Genomic DNA, 5,185 nt, shown 5'->3' with positions numbered 1-5,185 from the left:
AGGCTTCCGCGCTCTAGAAAGGGAAGCGCGGCGTATCCAGCCGGGTCTTCTGCACGCAAGCCGCCCGCAGAGGAGCGCAGGCGCGGCCGGACCGTGAGCGCTGCCTCTGCGGGCCTCATTCCCTTCCCAGCGCCCAAAGGCGTGATTTCCAGCGGGGTCAGATTGTAGACCTTGACCCGGTAGCGCTGGCGGTAATGCTCCTTGGCCGAAGCCCCCGCCCTGCCGAAGTCCCGGCCCAGTCCGCCTGTCTCCGCAGGCTGGCTGCCGGCTTCGGATGACTGAGTTCCGCCTCCGATGACAAGGGAAGCTGAAATCCCGCTGCGTCGAAGCCGCCGCTCTCTGCCTTCGGGTGTCAATGCATGATAGTTCTCGGACCCGTCCTTCATAGTTAAGCCCTCCCGAAGCGCAAGCTTCATATCCATCCACTTTCCGGCCGGGGCTGTGGCAGACCTTACGGAAGGCGCCTCCCCCACCTGCCTAAAAAAAAGCAAAAAAAGGAGGGCATCCGCCCTCTACGCCGCCGCCCCCGATACATATAATGGAACATATCCGCTTTTGGTTGTGGCCCGCCGTTCTCGCGGTCAGGTGAAGCCACCTTTGTACCCTGACGGCGGCGTACCGTCCTTACAGTTCATCATCCAGCGCGTCGGAATCAAGGTCTTCGTAATCGAAGCCCTCGGTTTCAAAGTCGTAATCCTTGTCTTCGGGGTCGCCATCCTGGTCGCTGACATACACGCGAAGCTTGGTTTCTGCCACCAGCTCAGCCTCGAATTCGCGTTCGACCCGGATCGTTACGCTGCCCCCGCCCGAAGTTACACCCGCTTCCACACAGTTCGGCTCCTGCGTCGCCTCTGCGGACACCTCTATGGTGGAAGCCCGGTGCTTCGGGTCGAGGTACGAGAGCGAAATCGGCTCCACATAGGAAACCGTTTCTTTCGCCACCTCGGTCTGCTTATTCTTGTCGTACGAGTACCAGATGTTGATATCGTAAGTACCGATTACCTCAATTCCGTTTCCGGCGGCAACCGCTTCGTATTGGTGGTTGATGATCCAAGCCCCCAAAATACTAGTCGGATGATGTGGCGGAGTCACGGTATGGGTTACGGTGGAGAACTTACGACCCTTGCCGCAAATTGCCTTCGTAATGATCTCCCTTGTTTGGCGTTTATGGCCTAATGACATCTTTGAACCTCCTCCATACAATCATTCACTATCAAGTGTATGCAGGGCATTGGCCCAGGGTGACAACTATTTTTGGATAAGTTGATGATTTTGATAAATGAGCGTATACTCCCGTTTTCGGCGTTTTTCTCATGTTTTAGACGAAAAAGAGAGACGGCTGCCTCCCATGCGGGAAAGCAAAGCCGTCTCTTTCGTTTTTTCAGAAAATAGAAAATAAAGGATAGTGATTCAGCTTGCTATCTTCTTCCGGCTGCCGGGGCTTGCTGAGGCATCTGCTGCCCTAGGGCGATTGGCGCTTTGTACTGCTTGGCAATCTTCAGATACAGCGCCAGCTCCCGGCAGAGCTGGAGAATGGCCGAGCGGACCTCGAATTCCGCACGCGTTGACGGCAGCTTCATTCCCTGAAACTTCTGCTCCAGCGAGTTCAACAGTGTTTCCGTTCTTCCTGTGTACCCTTCATCCAGCACATCCTTGCTCAATTGCTCGAACAGTTCGGCGACCATTTCACCATGCGGCACATGCTCGTACACCTGGGAGAGAAGCTGAATCATATTTTGAATCGATTCCAGCTGCTCCTTGCGCATGTAAAAATAGACGTTCCACGCTTCGTCCGGATGAATGACGCTGTTCTCCATCTCCCTTGCCGCAGCCGTCAGGCCGCGCTGAACCGCGCTGCCCGCCTGGATCAGCTCCTTGCCGTCCCATACGTACTGCGGATCATGCAGCGTGCTTGAAATTTGCTTGAAAATAACGGAGAAGAGCCCGTCCACCTCCCGGCGTATCCCGTACATCATTTCACTGCTTTTTGGCATGTAGATCAGGTTGACCAATCCGGCGGAACCGAGTCCGATCGCCAGCAATTCCACCTGCTGGATCAGTACGTGCAGGTTCAGCTCGGCTTGTCCGAACACGCGAAAGACGATAACCGAGCTAGTGACAATGCCTTCCCTAAAGCCTGCGCGGACGATCAGCGGGAAGCTGAACAGAACGAAGAGCCCCAGCACCCAGTAATGAAAGCCGAGCCACCAAAACAGGACCCAGCCAACCAATAGACCGACCAGTGAGGCGAAAAAGCGCGCCGTGATCGTCTTTACGCTTCTTTTGCGGGTAACCTCTACCCCCAGAATGGCCAGCAGCCCGGCGCCCTGAGCATTCGGAATGCCTGCCGCCGCAGCCAATAAAACAGACAGCAGCGTCGCCGCCGCTGTCTTCACAACGCGAAACCCCATGAAATTACCCCGCTTTATTTGATGCAAAACCCGCTCCGAAGCTCAGGCGTTAGCGCCGCTGAGACGCACCTGGCTCGAACGCTTAAGTCTGCTGATAAATTTCATGGTACTTGATTTTCTGTAAACGCACAATACTTTCAAGGGCGCGTCACCGCCGGGACAGAAGCACCTTCTCCATGTACACGACCAGCTGATACATGGCGGTAGCGACAAAGGCGATAATGATCAGGCTGGACATCACGAGCGTGAAATTGAAGACCTGAAACCCGTATATAATGAGATAACCGAGTCCCGATTTCGCGACAAGAAACTCGCCGACGATGACGCCCACCCACGACATGCCTACATTCACCTTGAGCGTAGAAACGATGGCCGGAAATGAGGACGGCAGGATGACCTTGAAAAAAACTTGTGTCCGATTCGCTCCGAACGACCTTGCAACCTTTACCAAATTGGGGTCTACCCCGCAAAAGCTGTTATATACGACCAGTGTCGTGACAATAATCGTAATGGACAGCGTCGTTACCACGATGGCAGTGAACCCGGCGCCGAACATGACAATAAAGATCGGGCCGAGCGCCACCTTCGGCATACTGTTGAACACAACCATATAAGGATCAAGCACCGCAGACAAAAAAGGGGACCACCAGATCGCAACGGCCAGCAGCGTGCCGAGCAGCGTGCCAAGCACAAACCCGACAGCAGTCTCCCCTACGGTGACCCCCAGATGATGCCACAGACTGCCGTCAACCATATTGGCATAGATCTGCCAGAACACTTTGGACGGATAGCTGAACAGCAGCCGGTCGATCCAGCCCAATCTGGCTGCTGTCTCCCACAGTGCGAACAACAGCAAGAGAAATATACCCTGGACAGCGAGCACCGCCCTTTTCCGAAGCCGATTTGCCCGCTTGAACTCATCATGGCGGCTGCGCAGCCATTCCGAACGGGAAGCCGCGATTCCTATATGTTCCGCTCCCGTCGCCTTCACAAGCATTCCCTCCCTTTAATCTCTAGCCTTCTGTCTTCCTTGCCTGTCAGCAGCGGTCCCCGCAAGCTCCATTTCCTTCCATAACTCATGGAACAGCTCGGCGAATCCCGGCTGATCGCGGGCATATAAGGGGGGCGTATCCGCGATTTGCGCCGGAATAGCGAACACGCGGCGGATTCTGCCCGGATTCCGCGACAGGAGAATGACCCGGGTGCTGACCGCAATGGCCTCCGACAAGTCATGGGTAACCAGAACCGCAGTCTTTTCGCGCTGCCGCAGCGTCTCTGAGACCAAATCCTCCAACTGGAGTTTGATCTGATAATCCAGGGCCGAGAACGGCTCATCCAGCAAGAGCAGGCCCGGATCGGTCGCCAGCGTCCGCACGAGCGCGACCCGTTGACGCATTCCGCCCGAGAGCTGGTTCGGATAAAAATGCTCCGTCCCTTTCAGCCCCATATCCGTGAGGAGCTCGGCCGTCCTCTTCCGTCCCGCTTCGTCCAGACGTCCGGTCAGCTCCAGGCCCAGAAGCGCGTTGTCCAGAATGCTGCGCCACGGAAACAGATAGTCCTGCTGCAGCATATAGCCGACCTCCGGAGAAGGGCCGCTCACGGCGCGTCCGTTCACAAGCACTTCGCCGCGCGAGGGCAGCAGCAGTCCGGCTATGATCGACAGCAGTGTCGTTTTCCCGCAGCCGCTCGGTCCGACCAGGCTGACGAACTCGCCTTGTTCAATCTCAAGATTCAGATCCTCAACCGCAAGGGAAGCCTCCCTTTCGCCCAGGTAAGCGTGCGTAACTGACTTTAATTCCACAACCGGCGGCATGCATATCCCTCCTTTACACCTGGCCCCCCGGATGGCTAAGAGCGGGCTTACTTGACGCTCTGGGCGGCAGACTGCGCCTTTTCAGCGAATGAGTTATTAACGATTTTCCCTGCCGGAACCCGCTCTTTCAGCTCTCCCGCATTGTCCATGACATCAAGCAAGTTATTCCATTCCTTGTCATCGATGACCGGATTCTGTGCGTACGTATCCTGATCCTTATAGCGCTTGATCGCCGAAACAACGATATCGCGGTCCGTATTCTGGAAGTAAGGCGATATCGCATCGGCGATTTCCCCGGGACTGTGCTTTTTCACCCACAGCTGGGCTTTTTGCAGCGCATTGGTGAATTTTTGTACCGTGTCACTGTTTTTCCCGATATAACTCTTCTTGGACATAAACACCGTGTACGGCAGATAACCGCTCTCAACCCCGAAGGAAGCGACAACCTTGCCCCGCCCATCGCGTTCAAAGATCGAAGCCTGCGGCTCGAACAGCTGCACGTAGTCCCCGGTTCCCGAAGCAAACGCGCTGGCGATATTCGCAAACTCGATATTCTGGATCAGCTTGAGATCGGCAGCCGTCTCAATCCCCTTCTTCTTAAGCGTGAACGCTCCGGCCATCTGCGGCATGCCGCCTTTTCTTTGTCCGAGAAATGTCGAACCTTTGAGCTCGCTCCAATTGAAATTCGGGTGGTCTTTGCGGGCGAACAGGAAGGTGCCGTCTCTTTGCGTCAGCTGGGCAAAATTGATCACTGGATCATCCGACCCCTGCTGGTATACATAGATCGACGTTTCGGAGCCGACCAGTGCAACATCAATCGCTCCCGAAAGCAGCGCCGTCATCGTCTTGTCTCCGCCCGGAATGGTCTGAAGCTCGACATCCAGCCCCTCCTGCTTGAACAATCCCAGCGACAACGCTACATATTCCGGAGCGTAAAAGACGGATCGGGTCACTTCGCCCA

Annotated in this window: 6 protein-coding genes; all 6 read right to left on the bottom strand. The window is 55.7% G+C overall.

Features of this window, described 5'->3' with window-relative positions:
• The coding region (locus tag L691_RS0116775) for a hypothetical protein (RefSeq protein WP_025691590.1) at window positions 1–386 on the bottom strand (386 nt) is incomplete at its 3' end.
• A gap of 238 nt (window positions 387–624) precedes the next feature.
• Entirely contained in the window at window positions 625–1,182 is a 558-nt protein-coding gene (locus L691_RS0116770; protein WP_025691589.1) for an outer spore coat protein CotE, read from the bottom strand.
• A 236-nt stretch (window positions 1,183–1,418) separates the two neighbouring features.
• Window positions 1,419–2,411, bottom strand: coding sequence for an aromatic acid exporter family protein (locus L691_RS0116765; protein WP_025691588.1), 993 nt, complete (start codon window positions 2,409–2,411; stop codon window positions 1,419–1,421).
• A gap of 148 nt (window positions 2,412–2,559) precedes the next feature.
• Complete coding sequence (locus L691_RS0116760) at window positions 2,560–3,408, bottom strand: ABC transporter permease (RefSeq protein ID WP_051459391.1); 849 nt, start codon at window positions 3,406–3,408, stop codon at window positions 2,560–2,562.
• Between the two features lie 9 nt (window positions 3,409–3,417).
• Complete coding sequence (locus L691_RS0116755) at window positions 3,418–4,224, bottom strand: ABC transporter ATP-binding protein (RefSeq protein ID WP_025691586.1); 807 nt, start codon at window positions 4,222–4,224, stop codon at window positions 3,418–3,420.
• 47 nt (window positions 4,225–4,271) lie between these two features.
• Window positions 4,272–5,185, bottom strand: a 914-nt coding sequence (locus L691_RS0116750; protein WP_025691585.1) for an ABC transporter substrate-binding protein, incomplete at its 5' end; no start/stop codon positions are given.

This window comes from Paenibacillus zanthoxyli JH29 (assembly GCF_000520715.1).
GTDB lineage: Bacteria > Bacillota > Bacilli > Paenibacillales > Paenibacillaceae > Paenibacillus_AQ > Paenibacillus_AQ zanthoxyli.
This window is presented reverse-complemented; position numbering and strand designations above follow the sequence as displayed.